The sequence below is a fragment of the Flavobacterium azizsancarii genome, from assembly GCF_027980145.1.
GTDB lineage: Bacteria > Bacteroidota > Bacteroidia > Flavobacteriales > Flavobacteriaceae > Flavobacterium > Flavobacterium azizsancarii.
Window position 1 is genome coordinate 21,017 of sequence record NZ_JAMZNK010000047.1, and the last position, 20,360, is coordinate 41,376.

14 protein-coding genes are annotated in these 20,360 nt (G+C 33.5%); 10 read left to right on the forward strand and 4 right to left on the reverse strand.

The window, feature by feature from the left end; translation table 11 throughout:
- Window positions 1–10: 10 nt before the first annotated feature.
- The 4 genes from NJT12_RS20485 (at window position 11) to NJT12_RS20500 (ending at window position 3,489) form a co-directional block, all read left to right on the forward strand.
- A complete protein-coding gene (locus NJT12_RS20485) occupies window positions 11–1,390 on the forward strand; it encodes an exonuclease domain-containing protein (protein ID WP_271337821.1) in 1,380 nt (459 codons plus the stop codon).
- A gap of 47 nt (window positions 1,391–1,437) precedes the next feature.
- Window positions 1,438–2,238: an exodeoxyribonuclease III gene (gene xth, locus NJT12_RS20490; RefSeq protein ID WP_271337822.1), complete on the forward strand. Its 801-nt coding sequence runs from the start codon at window positions 1,438–1,440 to the stop codon at window positions 2,236–2,238.
- 7 nt (window positions 2,239–2,245) lie between these two features.
- The gene (locus NJT12_RS20495; protein ID WP_271337824.1) at window positions 2,246–2,872 is read left to right on the forward strand and encodes an alpha-ketoglutarate-dependent dioxygenase AlkB family protein; all 627 of its coding nucleotides are present in this window, start codon (window positions 2,246–2,248) and stop codon (window positions 2,870–2,872) included.
- Between the two features lie 155 nt (window positions 2,873–3,027).
- On the forward strand, window positions 3,028–3,489 hold the full coding sequence (locus tag NJT12_RS20500; RefSeq protein ID WP_271337826.1) for a DUF1810 domain-containing protein: 462 nt from the start codon (window positions 3,028–3,030) through the stop codon (window positions 3,487–3,489).
- A 283-nt stretch (window positions 3,490–3,772) separates the two neighbouring features.
- Here the strand turns inward: NJT12_RS20500 and NJT12_RS20505 are convergent, their stop codons facing one another.
- On the reverse strand, window positions 3,773–5,182 hold the full coding sequence (locus NJT12_RS20505) for an APC family permease (protein WP_271337828.1): 1,410 nt from the start codon (window positions 5,180–5,182) through the stop codon (window positions 3,773–3,775).
- Between the two features lie 615 nt (window positions 5,183–5,797).
- Here NJT12_RS20505 and NJT12_RS20510 point away from each other — a divergent pair.
- From NJT12_RS20510 to NJT12_RS20525, 4 genes are all read left to right on the forward strand, one after another.
- A complete protein-coding gene (locus NJT12_RS20510) occupies window positions 5,798–6,229 on the forward strand; it encodes a hypothetical protein (protein WP_271337829.1) in 432 nt (143 codons plus the stop codon).
- Between the two features lie 105 nt (window positions 6,230–6,334).
- Window positions 6,335–6,745, forward strand: coding sequence for a DUF5958 family protein (locus tag NJT12_RS20515; RefSeq protein WP_271337831.1), 411 nt, complete (start codon window positions 6,335–6,337; stop codon window positions 6,743–6,745).
- Between the two features lie 535 nt (window positions 6,746–7,280).
- Window positions 7,281–8,702, forward strand: a complete 1,422-nt coding sequence (locus NJT12_RS20520) for a sensor histidine kinase (protein WP_271337833.1) — start codon at window positions 7,281–7,283, stop codon at window positions 8,700–8,702.
- Window positions 8,692–9,084, forward strand: coding sequence for a response regulator (locus NJT12_RS20525; RefSeq protein ID WP_271337835.1), 393 nt, complete (start codon window positions 8,692–8,694; stop codon window positions 9,082–9,084). The genes NJT12_RS20520 and NJT12_RS20525 overlap by 11 nt, the downstream gene beginning before the upstream one ends.
- 2 nt (window positions 9,085–9,086) lie before the next feature.
- On the opposite strand, the gene NJT12_RS20530 is transcribed toward NJT12_RS20525, so the two are convergent.
- The 3 genes from NJT12_RS20530 to NJT12_RS20540 all read right to left on the reverse strand — a co-directional run bounded on the left by NJT12_RS20530 (window position 9,087) and on the right by NJT12_RS20540 (window position 16,036).
- Window positions 9,087–10,520, reverse strand: a complete 1,434-nt coding sequence (locus tag NJT12_RS20530; RefSeq protein WP_271337836.1) for a peptidoglycan endopeptidase — start codon at window positions 10,518–10,520, stop codon at window positions 9,087–9,089.
- Between the two features lie 355 nt (window positions 10,521–10,875).
- Window positions 10,876–13,140, reverse strand: coding sequence for an aconitate hydratase (locus NJT12_RS20535; RefSeq protein WP_271337839.1), 2,265 nt, complete (start codon window positions 13,138–13,140; stop codon window positions 10,876–10,878).
- Window positions 13,141–13,264: 124 nt separating this feature from the next.
- Entirely contained in the window at window positions 13,265–16,036 is a 2,772-nt protein-coding gene (locus NJT12_RS20540; RefSeq protein WP_271337843.1) for a bifunctional aconitate hydratase 2/2-methylisocitrate dehydratase, read from the reverse strand.
- Window positions 16,037–16,490: 454 nt separating this feature from the next.
- Between NJT12_RS20540 and NJT12_RS20545 the strand changes: the two genes are divergently transcribed.
- Both NJT12_RS20545 and xrtN read left to right on the forward strand, forming a co-directional pair.
- Window positions 16,491–18,989 (forward strand): XrtN system VIT domain-containing protein, encoded by a 2,499-nt coding sequence (locus NJT12_RS20545; RefSeq protein ID WP_271337840.1) that lies wholly within the window; start codon window positions 16,491–16,493, stop codon window positions 18,987–18,989.
- Window positions 18,989–20,224, forward strand: a complete 1,236-nt coding sequence (gene xrtN / locus NJT12_RS20550; protein ID WP_271337841.1) for an exosortase N — start codon at window positions 18,989–18,991, stop codon at window positions 20,222–20,224. Before NJT12_RS20545 ends, xrtN begins: the two co-directional genes overlap by 1 nt.
- Window positions 20,225–20,360: the final 136 nt, after the last annotated feature.

The following is a 20,360-nucleotide window of genomic DNA, read 5'->3' on the forward strand; positions in this document are numbered from 1 at the left end:
TATAAATAAGATGAAAAAGCAAGAATATGCCATAGTAGATATTGAAACCACCGGTGGAAACGCCAGTGGCAGCCGCATTACCGAAATTGCCATTATCATTCATGACGGAGAAAACGTGATTGATCGCTATGAAACGCTTGTTAATCCGGAAAAAGAAATACCTATTTCGATTTTTGCCTTAACAGGAATTAATAATGAAATGGTTCGTAATGCACCAATCTTCGATGACATTTCAGATAAAGTTTTAGAAATGCTTACAGATCGTGTTTTTGTGGCACATAATGTCAACTTCGATTATTCTTTCGTTCGCCATCAACTTGAGCAAGCAGGTTTTAAATGGACCGCAAGAAAATTATGTACTGTTCGCGCAGCAAGAAAAATCAGACCTGGTTTTGCATCGTATAGTTTAGGTAAACTTTGCATTTCGCTCGACATACCTTTAGAGAATCAGCATCGTGCCGGCGGCGATGCAGATGCGACTGCAATATTATTTTCACGATTACTCGAATGGGATGATGAAGGCCATATCGAAAAAATGATCAAAAACACATCACAAGATCAGCGTTTACCTCCTAATTTACCTCCTGAAGATTTTAATAACTTACCGGAAAAACCGGGCGTATATTATTTTTATAATGAGGTAAAAAAAGTAATTTATGTAGGGAAAGCAATTAATCTAAAAAAACGCGTGGCTTCTCACTTTAGCGGTCATAAGATCAATCCGCAAAGACAGCATTTTTTAAGGGATATACATTCCATTTCTTTTGAAGTCTGTGGCAACGAATTAATGGCGCTCTTGTTAGAATGTACAGAAATCAAGCATCTATGGCCAACCTATAATAGAGCATTAAAACGGTTTGAACCAAAATTTGGATTGTATCAATATGAAGCCCGCAACGGATACAAATATCTCGCACTTGGGAAACTCAATAAATTTCAGTCGTGCATTGAGCATTTCAGCAGTATAAATGAAGGGACAAATATATTGCGGAGTCTGACAGAACAATTTGAAATTGATTATAGATTTTGTAAATATCTAAGGCCTGAAGACGGAGAATTATTTCAAAATAATGATATAAAAGACTTGCCGGATGTTTCGCACCATAATGAGCAAGTCGACAATGCTATTGATTTTTTATTAAACAACAGGCCTACTTTTGCGATTATAGAAAAAGGAAGAACATCACACGAACGAAGCTGTATCTGGATCGAGAATGGTCATTTTTATGGTATGGGATATATTCCTTTAGATGTTGCGATTACAGATCTGCTAGAAGTAAAAAATTATGCTACACCTTATAAAAGTAATCAATACATCGAGCAATTGATTTTTGCTTATGCCGAAAAAAATCCGCGTAAAGTATTCTTTAACAAACAGTTTCTAAAATAAAAACATGAATTTGTGTAAATATAAAGGCGCAAAAAGCTGTAAATTTAATGATACAACTAATTAAATCTACTATGAAAATAGCAACTTATAACGTAAACGGGGTCAACGGACGGTTAAATGTATTATTAAAATGGCTTGAAGAAGCTAAGCCGGATATTGTTTGTCTGCAGGAACTAAAAGCACCACAGGATAAATTTCCGTTTAAAGCGATTAATGATGCAGGATATAATGCTATTTGGCACGGACAAAAGCAATGGAATGGTGTTGCTATTCTGGCTCTTAATATGGAAATTGAAGAAATAACACGCGTTCTTCCGGGTGATGATGAAGATATACAAAGCCGTTATATCGAGGCTTTGATCAATGGCATTGTGATAGCATGCCTTTATCTTCCAAACGGAAATCCTGCTCCGAGCCCTAAATTAGAATATAAACTAAAATGGTTTCAACGCCTGACTGATCGTGCAGCAACTTTATTAAGTTTAAAAACTCCGGTAATATTGGTTGGAGATTATAATGTCATGCCAACAGAAATGGATGTTTATAAACCTGAAAAATGGGTAAACGACGCACTTTTTCTACCTGAAGTGCGAAAAGCTTTTGCAGCTATTGTGGCACAAGGCTGGACAGATGCAATTCGGAAGTTATATCCTGACGAGAAAATTTACACTTTTTGGGATTATTTTAGAAATGCCTATCAAAGAGATGCGGGTCTTAGAATCGATCATTTTTTACTTAGTTCTGAATTAGTAAAAAAATTGGTTTCCGGGGGAGTTGACCGCTATGTGCGGGGCTGGGAAAAAACAAGTGACCATGCGCCGGTATGGATTGAAATTGACACAAAATAATTGAACAATGACACTATTTAGCGATACTGAATTATTTGCCACAGGTTTAACAGGAAGAAAAGTATTTGACCTGCCTGATGCAGAACTTATTTTGATCGATAATTTCTTTACTAAAGAAGAATCTGATCGTTTTTATGAAAAACTGCTTCATCAAACTAAATGGAGAGAATATGAAATGGAAATGTATGATAAAATCGTTACAGCTCCGCGAATGATTTCCTGGTATGAAGATAAAGATAATGTTGGAGCAGATCAAAACGGACCTAACTGGACTTACGAACTGTTGACTATTAGAGGCAGGGTTGAGAAAGAAACTCAGCTTGATTTTAACAGTCTGTTGCTCAATTTATATCGAGACGGCAATGATGGTATTTCGTGGCACAGCGACAAAGAACATAATTCAGGGCCAAACCCCATTATTGCTTCGGTAACTTTTGGGGAGACCAGAATGTTCCGACTTCGCCATAAATTTCGAAAAGAAATTCCCCAGATAGAGATTCCTTTACATCACGGGTCATTTCTATTAATGGCAGGAACAACTAATAGTTTTTGGCAGCATCAGGTTCCTAAAACAGCCAAAAATGTATTGCCAAGAATCAATTTAACATTTAGAAGAACTAAACGAAGTGAATGATTCTAAATCACTCAAAATGAGTTTTTTTAAGTTCAAAAACGACGAGGAAAATTCCTCCTCTAAAAGTTAAAATACTCAGTACATGAACCTTTTATTAGGCAGAACCTATCTTTTTTACTACTTTTGCAACCTTTTTTTACCTATATATTACCACAATGGCTCACTCAAACAATGATTTATTGCGTTTCTTAGATGCGCAAAACAAACTTTATCTTACTGCTTTTTCTGAAATCAAAAAAGGAAAAAAAGAGACTCACTGGATGTGGTTTATTTTTCCTCAGATTAAAGGATTGGGCAAAAGCGATACTGCAAATTATTATGCCATTAACGATCTCAAAGAAGCAACCGAGTTCCTGGAACATCCCATTTTAGGAAAACATCTTATCGAAATTTCTGAGCTATTTTTGACTTTTAGAAGAAAATCAGCAGATGGAATTTTAGGAGATTTAGATGCACGTAAACTACGCTCTTCTATGACGTTATTTTCTTTAGTAGAAAATACAAATCCTATATTTCAGGAAGTATTAGAAGCATTCTTCTCCGGAGAATCAGATCCATTGACTTTGTCTATTATTAATTCATCTATAAAATCTTCTCTTGAAACTGAAATGGCGTAATTGCCACTACTAATTCATTAGATTATTTAAATTAAAAGACACTACATTTTTTGCTTTTGCAGATTGGTAGTGTTTTTTTTGCCCACAGGTTTTACGGATTAAACGGATTTACGCTGATTTTTTATTACTCAAAATTAAGACACAAAAAATGCCTTGCTAAAAACAAGGCATTTATATTCTGAACTTACTCAAAGTAAAAAATAAGACCTGTATAAATCCGTAAAACCTGTGGGCAATACCACAAACTAAATCTAACCTGAAACTTTAAACCTGAAATAAACTTTTACTCTTTTGGTTTTGTTAAGTAGTATACTGGAATTCCGGTTAACATAATAAAAACTCCCCATCCACATGTTGAAAATTTTGTAATTAATAGCGAAATACAAATTGCACTTGCAATCACAATATACAATAATGGCAAAAATGGATATCCAAATGCTCTGTAAGGTCTTTCTACATCAGGCATTTTTTTACGTAAAATGAAAATTCCATAGATAGTTAGTATGTAAAAAATCAAAACGATGATAATTACGAAATCTAATAAATCACCATATTTCCCAGTCAGACACAAAGCCGAAGCCCAGATGCATTGCGCCCACAAAGCCCAAGCCGGAACACTCGATTTGTTTAAGACAGCTGCTTTTTTAAAGAACAATCCATCAGTTGCCATTGTATAATAAACTCTGGCTCCTGCCATAATTAATCCGTTGTTACAGGCAAAAGTCGAAATCATAATCATAATAGCGATAATCAACGTACCTATATTACCAAAAATATATTGAGAGGCCACCACCGCTACTCTATCAGATTTTGCTGTTGCAATTTCGTCTAACGGAATCACCGCCAAATACATTAAATTGGTCAGTACATAAATAATTGTTACAATAAAAGTTCCTAAAAACAAACTGAAACCAACGTTACGTTTCGGGTTTTTAATTTCTCCCGCAATAAATGTTACACCGTTCCACGCATCACTAGAGAATAATGATCCAACCATAGCAGCCGAAATTCCGCTAATCAAAGCTGTTCCGCTAATAGGCAGCCACGATCCTGTATCTTTATTAAACGAGCGTGTTGTCCAGGCATCTGCCCAGTTAGCGTCCCATACCGAAGCTTTTGCTGCCAATGTTAATCCAAAAATAATTAAACCCAGCAATGATAAAATTTTGATAATTGTAAGAACTGTTTGTAGAATTTTTCCGTTTTTGACACCGCGACTGTTAATAAAAGTTAGTAAAACAATCGTTAAAATCGAAACAATCTGCGCTGCATTAAGTTTAAAAGAACCCAATTCGTATAGAATATTTTCATCGCTTAACGGTATATACAAATAAGCCGCGAACTTTGAGAAAGCTACTCCAACTGCGGCAATAGTCCCAGTCTGAATTACAGCAAAAAAACTCCAGCCATACAAAAAGGCAATCAATTTATTGTAAGCTTCCTTAAGGTAAACATATTGTCCGCCAGCTTTTGGGAACATCGCACTCAGCTCACCATAACTCACAGCGGCAATAATAGTAATCAATCCGGAGATAAGCCAAATTAGCGTTAGCCATCCGGCTGAACCTACTTGTCTGGCGATATCGGCACTCACGATAAATATACCCGATCCGATCATAGAACCAACTACCAGCATGGTACCGTCTAATAATCCGAGTTCTCTTTTAAAATGTTCCTGGTCTTTTTCCTGCATGGTTTTGGTTTTTTGGGTTAGTTAAAGATATACTTTTTTCTGAAATTCCAAATCGTGAAGCTTCAAATTCCAAGTTGCGTATAAATGATCACAATTACGTTTACGGATTTCCATAAAATAATACTTTTTCATCTGTTTAAATTTGACACCTAATACAAGTATTACTCTAATAAGACTAGAAACATCTTAAAATCAAATAATGAAGACTATTAGCTTATTCTCAACTCTTGTGCTACGAATTATTATTCCGTAAATATCAACGAAGACACTCCTATTTTCACTTCTAAAAATGGAAAAGAATCAGTTACTATAATTCCAGAAGGATCTGGTGCATATATTAATAGAAGCGATAAAAAAGAAAGAAAAGTAAAATGGAGAAAATTTAAAGGTTGGGTCATAAATCCTGCATATAGCCATACATTCTTTTCCAGCACTTCAAGCAGCGACAACTCTTCTAATAGTAATTATACTAAATCCTCAACAAGAACTTCGTCTGGAGGAACTGTTCACGTAAAGGGCTATACAAGAAAAAACGGGACTTATGTTGCACCACACACACGAAGTTCTCCCAAAAGAAGATAAACAAAAAAGACATTCCTAATTAAATCAAAAAAAATGAAATTAATAATCCCACTTTTAATTCTTATTCTCAGTTACATACAAAATGAAGGAAAAGAAATCATCATCGAAGATCAAATTCAAAAAGCAAACAAAATCGAAGAAATTGCCTTAAAGACTTTTACTTATGAAGATATTGCCAGATATGCTATGGCATCTATTATGGGACAGCAACCGAAAATAATTTCTGCAATCAAAAAAGGGAATTTATATTATATATCGTATATTAGAAAATCAGATAAAAAGAAATTCGATTATAAAATAAAATTTGATGGAACTAAAATTATTTGGTCAAATATAGATGGAAGATGGAGGGATTCACAATATGATGAAAAAATCACTTTTATCGAAAAAAATAATAAACTCTCTATAATTCAAACTTTTAATGACGGTTCTAAGGATATTCAAGAATATAAAAGGGGTCAATAAGAATTCTAGCTTTTAAACAACTTAAATAGATCTTTTTATATTTTAGCATTAATAAAATGTCACTTGTGTAAGACAACAATTTAGACAAAATCGAAATATTATTTTATGTATATAATGTCCCAACAAGAAGAAATAATTAACAAGATTGCGCAGGACAAAATAGATTTTGATCCTGGCTTACAACTTTTATTAGAAGATCCTGAATACAATTTCAGAAGGCTTTTTACAACTTTGACAAATTATATATTCAACGCTATTCCTGAGAAAACACATTACAATACAGAAACTTATCAAAACGCTATAAAGACAATTCCTTTAAAACCTACTTATACTCCAATTGTACTTCTAAAAAGATTCCCAACACGAATTTCTTTTTATAGATTGGCAGAACTTCCTGAAAATGAATATAAAAAAATAATAACTTCGTTACTTTGGATTTTTAAAATAACAGACACTGAAAGAAGAAATACAGAATGCAAAAATGGTTGTGGACATTTTTGGCATGAACTTAAGTAAAGCTATTTATAACTCAAAGTTTTCTATTTAATCAAAAATAGCAATATCATTAATCTTTTCCAAAACGAAACTAATAAAATGTTTATTGGAGAATTTTGATATGCACCAATTTAAAATTATATTAAAACTGTAGCTTTTTTGTCTATTAAACTAAAAGACAAATTAAGAACCTATTATACTTTAGATCTTAACTTGCAAAACTTTAATGATCGCATATGGCTGCTAGGAATAAATTAATCACATTTTCTTAAAAAACAAAAAATATAAAGCATTAAAAATAACCCCCTTAGATACATCACCTTAATAAAAACGAAATTTAACAAGAAAAAATAGATCATTTGTAAAACAAGATTCTTTTTTTATTAAATTTGAGAGAAGTGATAACAGTCATAAATACCAAAAATCTCATTAACAATTGTTTATTTTTTATTCGCAGAATAATTGAACCTCAACGATTATCAATATTGAATAATTAAACAAAAAAAGACTTTACAAGGCAGAAAATTAGAATCTTAAACCTACAAATCCGAAAATTATGCCCAAAGGTCAGTTTTTAAAAAATTTTCGTCTTTCGAATGTTTTTATTCTTTTAATAATTGTCTTCATTTCCTGCGCTTTACTAATTTGTATCAACTTTTTTACCATAAAAATATTATCGGCCAACAGAGCTTATGTCAATGGCGAATCTCATTATTCTAAAGGCCAAAAAGATGCTTCGCGCCATCTTATAACCTATCTGTATACAAAAGAACCTGATCAATGGAAATTATATACTGAAGAATTAAAAGTTCCTCAGGGCGATGGCATTGCCCGCAAAACACTTTTAGCGGTTGGAGACAATCAGGTAGCAAGACAAGGCTTTATTACTGGTCGCAATCATAAAGATGACATAGATGATATTGTTTGGCTATTTGTAAATTTTAAAAACATATCGTTTTTAGCAAAAGCCATTCACGAATGGGAAGAAGGCGATAATTTAATAGATGAACTTTTTATTATTGGAACACAAATTAATGCTAAAATCAAGTATAATGTATTAACAACAACTGATCAGCAGGAATTTCTTTCTCAAATTAGCAACATTAGTGATAAACTAACTATCAATGAACGTAATTTCTCAAATACTCTGGGAGAAGGAACAAGAAAAATCAAGAGCCTGTTAATCATTGCTAATATTATTTTTATCTTAATTATTATTTTAAGTGTCTGCTCTTACTATTCGATAATGGTAAAAAGACTTCTTGCTTCTAAAAAAGAAATTGAAATTAAAAATGAAGATCTTATAGTCGTGAATCGCGAATTAGATCGGTTTGTTTATAGTGCATCCCACGATTTAAGATCACCAATAACTTCATTAAAGGGCTTGATCGAAATTACACAACTGGAAGATGATATTGACCAAATAAAAGATTACCTGCGTTTGATGTATCAAAGTCTTGCCAAACAAGATCAATTTCTCAACGACATCATTGACTATTCTAAAAACAAGCGCAAGCAGGTAATAATTGAACCTGTTAATTTAAGTGAATTATTTGATGAGGCAATTTCTCAATTAATGCATATTGAAAATGCAAACAAAATTACTTTTACACAAGAATTACTTGTCGATCAAATTCAGAGCGATGGATTTCGTTTAAAGATTATCATTAGCAATTTAATTTCTAATGCAATAAAGTATGCAGATACTAGCAAAGAGGAAATGTTTATTACCATAAAAACGTATGCCGCTGATGACTATAAAATTGAAATTACTGATAACGGAATTGGAATTAGCGATGAATTCAAAGACTCTATTTTCGAAATGTACTTTGGAACCAATAAAAACAAAGGATCAGGATTAGGACTTTATATTGTTAAAGAAGCTGTAGAGAACATTAAAGGAAATATCTCTGTATGCTCAGAAAGTACTATTGGAAGTAAGTTTACTGTAACAATCCCAAAACCACATGGAATCTAACACTACATTCTTATTAATTGAAGACAATTTGATTGATCAGCTGATTATAAAACAATTATTTAAGAAAGTACTTAATATTGATCAAATTTCAATTGCTAATAATGGAAGAGAAGGTCTGGAATGGATTAATAGAAATCAGAAGCAGTTACCGTTAGTCATTTTATTAGATATTCAGATGCCAATAATGAATGGATTTGAATTTTTGAATGAGTTTGACAAACTTAATGATGAGATTAAAAAAGAAACTCAAATATATGTGCTTTCATCAACTTTAGATTCTGATGAAATTCTAAGAATAAAGAAAATCAATTATGTAAACGGTTTTTTAAATAAACCATTCCAAATTGATGAGTTTAAAAACAAGGCTAATTTAAAGGAATAAGACTATTGTAAAACACGATTTACTTGCGAAAAACTTCTTTGGTAATAAGGTTCTTTTGTAGATGAAATTATAACACCGCCATGAGTTGAGGAGTGCACAAATTTAATTTCACCATCAACTACTTCTACAACCATTCCCACATGATTGATATGGCGTCTGCCGTTTGTTTTAAAGAAAATCAAATCTCCTTTTTGAGCTTCTTCTGTCCCCACTTTAGTACCAACGCGGGATTGCTCAATCGAACTTCTTGGTAATTTGATATCAAAATTATTAAAAGTACAAATCATTAATCCGGAACAATCGAAACCAGCTTTTGTGGTGCCGCCCGATCTGTAACGGGTTCCAATATTTTCTGTTGCATTATCAATCAATTGATTAACTAATTCTGAATGATTGCTTACATGAAAAACTGAAGTTGTGTCTTTCTTGAAATCAGAATTATCAGCAACCTGTGTAGTTGTTGATGAATTTTCATTAACATCCGGAGTGATTACTGATCCTGCTGCATCTGCTTTTTCTTTTAAAGCATTAATTTTCAACAAAAAGCCTACTGGCAATTTCCCTTTAATAGATGGATTTTGGCGCTCCAATTCTGCAACCGTTAATCCGTATTTTTTAGCAATAGCATATTTAGTTTCTCTTGGCTGTACCTCAACAACTACATCTACATTTTGTGCAGGTATAATTTCCGGTTTTGCTTCATCATTTTTAATTATATTTTCTGATGTCAAAACAGTATTTTCAGCAATCTGGGTTTCAGATCCAACAGCAATATCCTGTATTTGCTGATCTGCTTTTTCTTTTGAAGTTCTAATTTTTAAAACATACCCTACAGGAAGTTTCTTTTTAATAGAGGGATTTTGTCTTTCCAGTTCTGCGACTGTTATTCCGTATTTTTTAGCAATAAGGTATTTTGTTTCCTTTGGCTTCACTTTAACCTCAACATCTGTTGAAGCAATTAGCTCTGGTTTTTCTGTTTGCGGATTTTTCTTTGTTTTTTCAGTTGAAACAATAGCATTAGACGGAATATTAAGTTTCTGTCCTATTTTCAAACCTTCACTTTCCAATGATGGATTTGCTTTTTTTAAATCATCAACAGAGATATTATATTTTTTTGAAATCGCCCAAAGACTTTCTCTCTCTTGTACTTCGTGCAAACCTGAATTTGAAATTATTGCAGGAGTTGTTTTAGCAACAATTTCATTTTTTTTTGTAGTAGCTTTTTTATTGGTATTCGGGATTAACAGAACCGAATTTAATTTTAGAACTTTAGGTGCATTTGGATTAGCATCTTCAATATCCTTTGTTTTAACACCATATTTTTTAGCAATTACAGTAAGGTTTTCTCCATTTGATATTTTGTGCTTGATAAATTTCTCCTGAGAAAAGACACCAACGCTAAAAAAAAACAACACTATAATTAATCTAAAAACCATACCTATTAAAGTTTAATGAATACTCTTTTAAGTTGAGACAATATTTAAACTCGAAAAAAGTGAATATATTACCTAAAAAGCGAATTTAACTTTTTAAAGTAAAAAACACACCTTTTTTAACATCTAATTTTGTTCAAATTAACATTCTCGAAATAAAAACAGAGCCAACAACTTAGAAATAAGAATATTATAACTACTTCCTCTTTTTATTACCAAAACCAACTTTTAAACCAAAAAACGATAAAAAAATATCTTTTTTTAATAAAGCAAATACCAAAGTTGTCGAGAACCTGCTCTAAATAAGAAACGCTCTGTTTTCACAGAGCGTTTTCTTTGTATATTAAAATCTTAAAGATTAAGCTTTACCGGCAGCAATTAAGTTTAATGCTGAGCCTGCAACAAACCAGCCAATTTGACCGGCGTTGTAAGTATGGTTAGCTAAGATAATATCTTTAGTACCATTAGCATGAACGAATTCTATCGTTAATGGTTTTCCGGGAGCAAAATCTACCAAATCAACGAAGTTAATTGTATCATCTTCCTGAATCTTATCATAATCAGCTTCATTAGCGAATGTTAATCCTAAAAGACCTTGTTTTTTAAGGTTTGTTTCATGGATACGTGCAAAAGATTTCACTAATACTGCTTTAACTCCTAAGAAGCGTGGCTCCATAGCAGCATGCTCACGTGAAGAACCTTCACCATAATTGTGATCGCCCACAACAATAGATGGTACTCCGGCTGCTTTGTATGCACGAGCAACAGCAGGAACCGCATCGTAAGTACCCGTTAATTGATTTTTAACTGAATTTGTTTTTTGGTTGAATGCATTTACTGCACCAATTAGCATATTGTTAGAAATATTATCTAAGTGTCCGCGGAAACGTAACCATGGTCCAGCCATAGAAATGTGATCTGTTGTACATTTACCGAAGGCTTTGATTAACAGTTTAGCACCTGTGATATTTTTACCATCCCAAGGATCAAACGGAGCTAATAATTGCAAACGTTCAGATGTTGGACTTACGACAACCTGAACTCCGGAACCATCTTCAGCCGGAACCTGGAAGCCCGGATCTTTAACATCAAATCCTCTTGGAGGCAGTTCATCTCCTGTTGGAGCTTCTAACATTACTTCTTCTCCATCTTCATTGATAAGAGTGTCTGTTAATGGGTTAAAACCTAAATCACCCGCAATTGCCATAGCAGTTACCAATTCTGGAGAACCTACGAAAGCTAAAGTATTTGGGTTACCATCTGCACGTTTTGAGAAGTTACGGTTGAATGAGTGAACAATTGTGTTTCTCTCTTCTTTTTCTGCTCCTTCTCTGTCCCACATACCAATACATGGTCCGCAGGCATTTGCAAAAACGGTAGCACCAATTTTTTCGAAAGTATCAATAAATCCATCTCTTTCGATTGTATAACGAACTACTTCTGAACCCGGAGTAATTGTAAACTGAGATTTAGTTTTTAAGTTTTTAGCACTTACTTGTCTTGCCAAAGAAGCTGCGCGAGCAATATCTTCGTAAGAAGAGTTGGTACAAGAACCTATTAAACCTACCTGAATTTGCAATGGCCAGTTGTTTTTGATCGCTGCTTCTTTCATTTTAGAAATCGGAGTAGCTAAATCCGGTGTAAAAGGACCGTTTAAGTGTGGCTCTAATTCAGTTAAGTTAATTTCGATAACCTGATCAAAATATTGTTCCGGATTAGCATAAACTTCCGGATCTCCTGTTAGGTAAGAAGCTACTTTATCTGCAGCATCTGCAACATCTGCTCTGTTTGTAGAACGCAGGTAACGACTCATTGAATCATCATAACCAAAAGTTGAAGTTGTAGCTCCAATTTCAGCACCCATATTACAAATAGTACCTTTACCGGTACAAGACATCGAAGTTGCGCCTTCACCAAAATATTCAACGATTGCACCTGTACCACCTTTTACAGTAAGAATACCGGCAACTTTAAGGATAACATCTTTAGGAGCTGTCCAACCGGATAATTTACCAGTTAGTTTTACTCCAATTAATTTAGGGAATTTAAGTTCCCAAGCCATACCGGACATAACGTCTACAGCATCAGCTCCACCAACACCAATAGCGACCATTCCTAAACCACCTGCATTTACAGTGTGAGAATCGGTACCAATCATCATTCCGCCCGGGAAAGCATAATTTTCAAGTACTACCTGATGAATAATTCCTGCTCCTGGCTTCCAGAAACCAATTCCATATTTATTAGAAACTGACGATAAGAAATCGAAAACTTCATTACTTTGTGTTTTTGCCCTTGCCAAATCTGTTGCAGCATCAACTTTTGCCTGAATCAAGTGATCACAGTGTACCGTTGTAGGAACTGCAACTTTAGATTTTCCGGCGTGCATAAATTGCAACAATGCCATTTGAGCTGTTGCATCCTGACACGCTACACGGTCCGGAGCAAAATCAACATAATCTACTCCTCTTCCAAACGCCTTGGTTGGATTTCCATCCCAAAGGTGATTGTACAAAATTTTCTCTGTTAAAGTAAGTGGACGACCAACAATTTCTCGTGCTTTATCAACACGACCTGGCATGTTGTCATACACTTTTTTAATCATTTCAATATCAAAAGCCATAAGTTATAATTGTTTTTGTTTTTTTTATTTGATCATCACAAGTTACAAAAAATTGAGGAGCTAGAAAAGAAAAAGCCCGAGTTTGTGACTCGGGCTTTTCAATTATCATTAACTAATCATATGATTACATTACTAACTGTTTGTTAGATGGCGCAAACTTAGTCAGATTGATACCTTCTACTGCAGTTGTATATTCCTCTAATGTTGGAGTTCTTCCAAGGATTGTCGACAAAACTACAACTGGTGTTGATGAAAGTAATGACTCTCCTTTTTTACCATCAGAGTCTTCTACAACTCTTCCCTGGAAAAGACGTGTAGATGTTGCCATTACTGTATCTCCTTTTGCTGCTTTTTCCTGGTTCCCCATACAAAGGTTACATCCCGGACGCTCTAAGTACAACATATTTTCATATTCTGTACGTGCTGCACCTTTAGGAGCACTATCATTAAATTCGAAACCAGAGTATTTTTGCAAAACTTCCCAGTCACCTTCTGCCTTAAGTTCGTCTACAATGTTATAAGTAGGCGGCGCTACTACAAGCGGCGCTTTGAACTCTACTTTGCCTTGTTGATCTTCTATGTTTTTTAGCATTTGAGCCAAAATTTTCATATCTCCTTTGTGAACCATACAAGAACCAATAAATCCAAGATCTACTTTTTTCACTCCTCCATAAAAAGAAAGAGGTCTGATAGTATCGTGAGTATATCGTTTAGAAACATCAACGTTGTTTACATCCGGGTCAGCAATCATTGGCTCTATAATCTGATCAAGGTCAATAACAACTTCTGCATAATACTTCGCATTTGCATCTGGAGTTAAAGCTGGTTTCTCAGCTGATTTAATCTCTGTAATTCTCTTATCTGCTTTATTAATTAAGCCTTGTAGAACTTGTTTTTCATTGTCCATACCTTTGTCGATCATGATCTGGATTCTGCCTTTTGCAATCTCCAGTGATTCAATTAGAGTATCATCCTCAGAAATACAGATAGAAGCTTTTGCTTTCATTTCTGCAGTCCAGTCTGTAAAGGTAAATGCCTGATCAGCATTAAGAGTCCCAAGATGAACCTCAATGATTCTACCCTGGAATACATTCTCTCCACCAAATTTCTTAAGCATCTGAGATTGTGTAGCATGAACTACATCACGGAAATCCATGTAGCTTTTCATATCTCCTACAAACGTAACTTTCACTGATTCCGGAATTGGCATTGAAGCTTCACCCGTAGCAAGTGCAAGAGCAACTGTTCCTGAGTCAGCACCAAACGCAACACCTTTAGACATTCTTGTATGCGAGTCACCACCAATAATGATAGCCCACTCATCTATTGTAATATCATTTAAAACTTTATGAATTACATCTGTCATTGCATGATAAACACCTTTAGGATCACGAGCTGTGATAAGACCAAAGTTGTTCATAAATTTCATTAATTTTGGAATATTTGCCTGCGCTTTTTTATCCCATACTGATGCTGTATGACAACCAGACTGATATGCACCATCAACGATTGGCGAAATTACAGTAGCTGCCATAGATTCTAATTCCTGAGCAGTCATAAGACCGGTCGTATCTTGAGAACCCACAATATTAACTTCTACACGAACATCTGATCCAGCGTGTAACACTTTACCTGCAGGTATACCAACAGCATTTCTGTTGAAGATTTTTTCTACTGCCGTAAGACCTTGTCCCTCATAAGAAATCTCTTTTGACGGAGCAAATACAAGAGGAATCTCAATATCTAAAATTTTTGCTGCTAATGTCTGTAGTTTTTTACCAAATACAATTGCGTATGATCCACCAGCTTTTATAAATTCCATTTTCTGAGGAGTAAATGCCTTAGAAATGTCAATTAGCTCTTTGTCGCCATTATATAGTTTCTTGGTTTTAGTATTTATTGTAAGTACTGTACCGGTAGCAACAGAGTATGCTTCTTCCAGAATTGGCTCATTATTTTCATTGCGAATAATGTTACCATCTGCGTCAAGCTTTTTTACCCAGTTTTTAAGATCTAAACCAATACCACCTGTAACGTCAACAGTTGTTAGGAAAATTGGAGAAATACCGTTTGTACCTCCAACAATTGGAGCAATATTTACAAATGGAATGTATGGACTTGCTTGTTTACCTGTCCAAAGTGCCACGTTGTTTACACCTGACATTCTGGATGAACCTACACCCATAGTTCCTTTTTCTGCAATCAACATCACACTTTTATCAGGATGTTGTGCTTGTAGTGCCTTAATTTCTTGTTGTGCCTGAGGAGTAATCATACACTGACCATGAAGTTCGCGGTCAGAACGTGAGTGAGCCTGGTTACCAGGAGATAGTAAATCAGTCGAAATATCACCCTCTCCGGCAATAAAAGTAACTACTTTAATTTCTTCTACAACATCCGGCAGTTTAGTAAAAAACTCCGCTTGTGCGTAGCTTTTAATAATCTCGATAGCGATTGGGTTCTCATTTTTAAATGCTTCCTTTAAACGATCCGTGTCTGCCTCATAAAGGTAAACTTGTGTTTTAAGAACATTTGCCGCTTCTTTTGCAATAGCCGCATTATCACCAAGAGCTAAATCCAGAAGTACCTCAATAGAAGGTCCGCCTTTCATGTGTGACAATAATTCAAAAGCAAAAGCAGGTGTTATTTCTTTTACTACAGACTCACCAAGGATGATCTCCTTTAAAAACTTAGCTTTCTCACCGGCAGCACTTGTTGTTCCTGGTATAGTATTGTAGATAAAGTGTTTAATAGAGTCTTCTCTATATTGGTTATCTAAATCTTTAATCTGAGCGATGATTACACTTAACAATTCCGCACCATCAATTGGTTTCGGATGAAGTCCTTGTTCTTTTCGCTCTTCAATTTCTTTAATATAATCTTTGTAAATATTCATTTCATTATCAAAAGCCATAGTAAATAGGTATTTTTATTTTTTTGTACGCAAATTTAAAAATTAAAGCCGAGAATTAAAAAGAATATAACAGAAGTCGCCTTTTTAAAAATTATTATTGCTAAAAAACGATTTTGACTGCTTGTTTTTATCAAAATATCAGTTTTTCATTAAAAAAATAAATTATTGATATTTTAAAATCTTTTCTTTAACAAAGTCGAAATTTAATGTTACAAACGAAGTCAGATTTTATCCCGTTTTTCACTAAGAACCTTTCTAAATTAGCATTTACAACGTTATAGTTTTTAATTGTACGTCTTCGCTGCATCATAATTAAAAGAAAACTTAGACTGCATTTTTAAAAATTTTACATCAGCCAAATAAATGAAATAAAAAACGTGTAATTCAATTTTTCTTATAACTTTGCAATTCAAAGTACTTTTAAATAAATACAACTATGAAATACAAATTAGAAATTTTAGAATATTACACTCAAAAACCTGAAGTTGTAATTAGCTTAATCGTAACTGTTATTAGCAGTCTTCTATTAATGGGCACGCTTCTTTTTAAAGAATTACGATTTCACAATTTTGATTCAATTGCGATACTGAGTCTAATTTTTGAATTAGTTTACGGAGCTGGTCTTTCTTTTATAATTCTTAGAAAAAAAGAGACCTATATTCACTTAACCCCATTCTTAATCCTCAATTGGTTTATTGGATGTTTCTGCCTAAATATTTTTATCCCAGTTTTTCAAGATCTGCCAATTTGGGTTTATTTCGCAACTCTTGCTTTCTGCCTTTCTAATTTTTTCATTTACAGAAATTCAGACGAAAGCCGCAATATTGCCATTCCGTTTTTTATAAATGGTTTGTCATTTGGAATCATTTTATATTTCACAGCATATTTAATTCCTGTTATGCCAATTTCTTTTGTCGGAATAATAGCCTTAGGATTAGGATTCTACGGTTTAGTTCCTGCATTGGTATTAATTATTCATACAGCAACAATTGCCCGATACCTGAACAGAAATAAAATATATGCTGTTTCTTTTAGTGCAGGCTTCTTACTTATATTAATAAGTTTAGCTGTTTTTACGATAGGATTAAGTATTGAAAGCAGAAAAATAGCTCAAACAGCGAGACTAAATTCATTTGATCAAAATGCAGATCTTCCTAATTACATTACGATTTCACAGCATTTAAAACCTAATTTTTTTAACGAAATTCTATTAAAAAAAGACATCGTCTACATTCCGCTTCACGATCTGTTTTCTTTTGGAGGTTTCAATTCATTTGGCAGCAAACAATACAATGATAAAAAAACACACAATCCGTTTATCTCTATTGCCTATTTATTTTGTAAAGATCTTAATCTAAGTAACGATGACAGAATAAATATCCTGAAATCAAACTTTGACAAACGTTTAGAAACTGAGGAGCACTTATGGAGCGGCGAAGATTTATTTACCAAAACGATCAAAGAAGATGTAAAACTTTATCCCGAAGCTCGTTTGGCTTATACCGAAATTACAATGAAGATTGAATGTTCTAAGGATTCATGGCGAGATCAGGAAGCCATTTATTCTTTTCAACTACCGGAAGGCTCTGTTGCAACATCTCTTTCGTTATGGGTTAACGGAATTGAAAGGAAAGGTGTTTTGACTACTAAAGAAAAAGCTCATAAAGCATACAAACAAATTGTTGGTGTAGAAAGCCGCGATCCATCATTAATGCAATGGAAAGAAGGAAACAAAGTTGTTGTTAGAGTTTTCCCCATAAATCAAAAGAATCCACGAACATTTAAATGCGGTTTTACAACTCCGCTAAAAGTCGAAGATAACGAAATGAAATACCAAAGTCTCTCTATAAAAGGCCCGAATATTTCAAATGCAGAAACTATTTCAAGAATTCAGACTGTTGGAAATACAAAAATCGTGACCAGTAAAGATTTTGAACTTAAAAAGGATTTTTACATCAATCAATCAAAAGGCCTAGACAACTGGGAAGCTTTGATGCCTTTGACCAAGCCTTTGCAATCAAGTTCGTTTACGTGGAAAAACAAAGTTTATGAAGTAAAAGACATCCAGAAAACTGTTATTCCTTTTGCACCCGTAGAAATCATATTGGATTTGAACAGCAGCTGGACTACCAAACAAATAGAATCTCTTGTGAACTTAAATAAAAAAAATGTATTTGTTTTTGTAAACGGAAAGAAAGAAGCAATCAATAATGATAATTTCAGGGCTATAGAACTAGAATTTGAAGATCTCCATTATTCTTTACTGCCTCTTTATAAAATTACCCAAAACAGCTTAATCATCACAAAATGCGGAACTTTTTCTGCCAATTTTGAAGAACTTGAAGACTCGAATTATTTAAGAAGAATAAGAACCGAAACTAAGCAGCAAAACCTAAAGATAATTAATATATCATCTGATATCAATCCGTTTTGGCAAACTGCCAAGGAGCAAAAATATGTAGATTACTATCAGACTAGTCTAAAAAATACTTTACAACTAATCAATGAGAATCAATTTGTTTTATTTAAAAATGACATCAATAGTGTCAATATTGAGCCGGCGAATATTTCTATTACCCAAAACCCTCAAAACAATACTTTAAAAATTAATGGTCCGGACCATATTTACAGAATGTACGCTTTTGGAAAAGTTCTTGAGGAACAGGTAAAAATCCAGAACGACACATTAACCAGTAATTCATATGTAGAACTGGCAAAAGACGCAAATATTGTCACCCCTATTTCATCTTTAATTGTTCTTGAAACTGATGATGATTATAAAAACAATGGAATTGAGAAAAACGTAGATACTTTAGGAAATGCTTCTATCAACAATGACGGATCAGTTCCTGAACCTCATGAATGGTTATTAATCATTCTTGGATCAACAATGCTTTTCATTTATTATGCAAAAAACAAAAAGAAAGCGATTTAATGAAGCTACTACTTAAATATAAAAAAGCAATTGTGCTATTGACTCTGATTTGCTTATTGGTTATAAACTCGAATATAGTTATATCAGGTCTTGACAGCAATCTTTTTGGAATTGTATTTTCTATAGTATTATTTCTTATCGGGGGTAGAAAAACTTCATTTAATATGAACTACCCTCTTTGGGGTCTCATTTTTCTATTAGAATTTATAAGCTATCGTTTGCACACTAAATCTTTGCATTTTTTAGCTTTGGCACTTTTAGCATGTTTCATCTATTATAGTTTTACTCAAAAATTTTCATTCATTGCTTTTATCTGTATTCTATTATTCTCGTCGCTTTTTAATACTTTTTTCGATTATTTGACTGTAGAAATCAAACAGTCTCTTTGTTATGTTGTTTATTTAACCTTAAAAAATTTCATTCCGATTACTAAAATAGAAGGCGTGAATTTCTACATCAATAATGCAAAAATTACAGTCGACACTGCATGCATGGGATTATCTATGTTCAAAACAGGTTTGCTTGTTGGGGCTTTTTTACTAACATTAGAAGAACGAAAACAACAAAAGTACTACAACGTAAAACAGATTTTCCTTTTTTGCTGTCTTGTGATCGGATTAAATATTATTTCGAATTACTTTAGAATCATAACATTAATTCTATTTAATTGTACCGAGGAAAATACGCTGCATCATACAATAGGTTTGCTTTGCTTTGCATTTTATCAGATCGTGCCAATGTTGTTTTTCATTCGTTACTTAAAACCTAAAAAGGAAGAAATTGTACATACAAATCTTGCCCAATTTACTTTTATTCCAATTATAATAGGGTTCTTAATACTATTCGTAACGAGTGTAGAGATTAAAAAAGAGATTAAACATGATTTACTTGAGAATCTAAATCCTGAATACAACACCAAAGATAGAATATGGGTTAATAATGAAGTTTATAAAATCGTAACTCCGGAAAAGCTTATTTATATTAAAACTCCATCTCACAATCCTTTAGTTTGCTGGACAGGAACTGGCTATAAAATTATTGAATCAAAAATGATTAAGAGAAATAATGAAAAAGTATGGATGGTTCGAATGGAGAAAAATAACATTCAATATTCATCTTATTGGTGGTACGAATGCGATCACAAAAAACATACTTCGCTTGTAGAGGTGCTTTTAATAAAACTTTTTTACAACAAATCTGTACGTTTGATAAATGAAACGAGTACTACCAAATGACATAAAAAAAGTCTGATCATAATTTACGAGGGCACTGAAAAACATCCCTTATTTTTGATCAGGTTTATTTTTTAGACAATAAAAAACGCTTATAACAGGATTTAAAAATATCCGTTATAAGCGTTTTTCGTTTTAT

What these genes read in the sequence shown, in the direction of transcription:
- NJT12_RS20485 (WP_271337821.1), top strand. Translation starts at nt 11, where the DNA reads ATGAAAAAGCAAGAATATGCCATAGTAGATATTGAAACCACCGGTGGA.
- xth (WP_271337822.1), top strand. Translation starts at nt 1,438, where the DNA reads ATGATACAACTAATTAAATCTACTATGAAAATAGCAACTTATAACGTA.
- NJT12_RS20495 (WP_271337824.1), top strand. Translation starts at nt 2,246, where the DNA reads ATGACACTATTTAGCGATACTGAATTATTTGCCACAGGTTTAACAGGA.
- NJT12_RS20500 (WP_271337826.1), top strand. Translation starts at nt 3,028, where the DNA reads ATGGCTCACTCAAACAATGATTTATTGCGTTTCTTAGATGCGCAAAAC.
- NJT12_RS20505 (WP_271337828.1), bottom strand. Translation starts at nt 5,182, where the DNA reads ATGCAGGAAAAAGACCAGGAACATTTTAAAAGAGAACTCGGATTATTA.
- NJT12_RS20510 (WP_271337829.1), top strand. Translation starts at nt 5,798, where the DNA reads ATGAAATTAATAATCCCACTTTTAATTCTTATTCTCAGTTACATACAA.
- NJT12_RS20515 (WP_271337831.1), top strand. Translation starts at nt 6,335, where the DNA reads ATGTATATAATGTCCCAACAAGAAGAAATAATTAACAAGATTGCGCAG.
- NJT12_RS20520 (WP_271337833.1), top strand. Translation starts at nt 7,281, where the DNA reads ATGCCCAAAGGTCAGTTTTTAAAAAATTTTCGTCTTTCGAATGTTTTT.
- NJT12_RS20525 (WP_271337835.1), top strand. Translation starts at nt 8,692, where the DNA reads ATGGAATCTAACACTACATTCTTATTAATTGAAGACAATTTGATTGAT.
- NJT12_RS20530 (WP_271337836.1), bottom strand. Translation starts at nt 10,520, where the DNA reads ATGGTTTTTAGATTAATTATAGTGTTGTTTTTTTTTAGCGTTGGTGTC.
- NJT12_RS20535 (WP_271337839.1), bottom strand. Translation starts at nt 13,140, where the DNA reads ATGGCTTTTGATATTGAAATGATTAAAAAAGTGTATGACAACATGCCA.
- NJT12_RS20540 (WP_271337843.1), bottom strand. Translation starts at nt 16,036, where the DNA reads ATGAATATTTACAAAGATTATATTAAAGAAATTGAAGAGCGAAAAGAA.
- NJT12_RS20545 (WP_271337840.1), top strand. Translation starts at nt 16,491, where the DNA reads ATGAAATACAAATTAGAAATTTTAGAATATTACACTCAAAAACCTGAA.
- xrtN (WP_271337841.1), top strand. Translation starts at nt 18,989, where the DNA reads ATGAAGCTACTACTTAAATATAAAAAAGCAATTGTGCTATTGACTCTG.